Origin of the sequence: Micromonospora globispora, from assembly GCF_003857015.1 — a bacterium.
Taxonomy (GTDB): Bacteria; Actinomycetota; Actinomycetes; order Mycobacteriales; family Micromonosporaceae; genus Micromonospora; species Micromonospora globispora.
Map to the genome: position 1 here is coordinate 1 of NZ_QGGF01000717.1, position 1,287 is coordinate 1,287.

Below are 1,287 nucleotides of genomic sequence, written 5' to 3' on the forward strand. Positions count from 1 at the left end.
CCCCCGGCGGCGGCGAAGGCGAGCCCGACGAGTTGCGCGAAGCGGACCGGCGCCACCGGCTCCAGCTCGGTGGGCGGGCGCAGCCGGGGCGCGACCAGGGCGCGGTAGATCAGGCCGTACGGGCCGATCCGGGGGTTGGCCGCGGTGACGGCGAAGACGACAGCCTGGGCCAGGACGAGCAGCCCGGAGCCGGTGATCAGCGCGACGGCCAGGACGAGAGTGGTGAGGGCGGCGGCGAACCGCGGCCCGCGAGGGTCGAGCAGCATGAGGGCTTCCGTTCGGCGAGGTGCGGCCCGGGCCGCGAGGGTCGGTCGGTCAGGCGGGACGGACCGACGCACAGAGGCTCGCCGACAGCCATCCGTGGTCCACGACCCGGCGCCGGGTCAACCGGATCCCGCTCATCGCCGCGCCCCGGCCAGCAGCGGCGTGACCGCCGCGATGATCTCGTCCTTGGCCGGTACACCGGAGGCCCGTTGGACGATCCGCCCGGCCGCGTCGACGATCAGCACCGTCGGGGTACGCCAGACGTCCAACTCCCGGGCCAGGTCGAGCCGCTCCTCGACGTCGACCTCGACGAGGGCGATCCCCTCGACGGTCCCCCGGGCCTCCTCCAGCACGCGGCGGGTGGCCCGGCAGGGCGCGCAAACCGGCGCGGAGAACTGCACCAGGGTGACGACACCCGGGCGCACCCCGAGCGCGGCCAACGCCACCGAATCCGAGGCCGGGGCGAGATGGTCGGCGGACGCGTCCAGGGGACGGAAGCGCCCGTCTCGCCGCTTGCGCCACCAGCCGAACGCGGTGGCCGCGGCGAGCACGACGACAACCACGACGACGCCGGTCAGGCTGGGCTCCCCCACTGGTCAAGGGTGCCACAGCCGCCGAGCACAAGACCCGGTCGTCCCGACGACCGGGAGCAGGATCACCTACCAACCCGTGGAGCTGACCGGCTGGACCCGATTCGACCCCATCCTGCCCCGGCCCGGCCGCCGATCGACACCCGTCGCATTCGTCCTCTGGTGCGGTGTCCACGAACGTTCACCGGGTGTTCGGTGGTTGTTGTGGATCCTCGCCGGGTGGGCGAGCGACTCCCCACCAGGTGGTGGGGCGGGCCTCCGCGGGCCAACTGATCCTCGCCGGGACCGCCCGGCACCGGGGAGGTGCCGGCCGGCTCGACGGTGCGTGACCACCTCCGGCAGCACAACAGCGGCTGCCGTGGTGGTGGGTCCGCCGCCCGGGGTGCGGGTGGCGATGCTGGCGGCCGCGACCAGGTCGCGGTGCCCGGAGAAT

General features: G+C 74.4%; 2 protein-coding genes. Both read right to left on the reverse strand.

Going from position 1 to position 1,287, the window contains the following annotated elements; genetic code table 11:
• A partial coding sequence (locus DKL51_RS32795) for a DUF4395 domain-containing protein (RefSeq protein WP_148097922.1) occupies nt 1–266 on the reverse strand: 266 nt, incomplete at its 3' end.
• 132 nt (nt 267–398) lie between these two features.
• On the reverse strand, nt 399–857 hold the full coding sequence (locus DKL51_RS32800) for a TlpA family protein disulfide reductase (protein ID WP_207783734.1): 459 nt from the start codon (nt 855–857) through the stop codon (nt 399–401).
• Between the last annotated feature and the right edge of the window lie 430 nt (nt 858–1,287).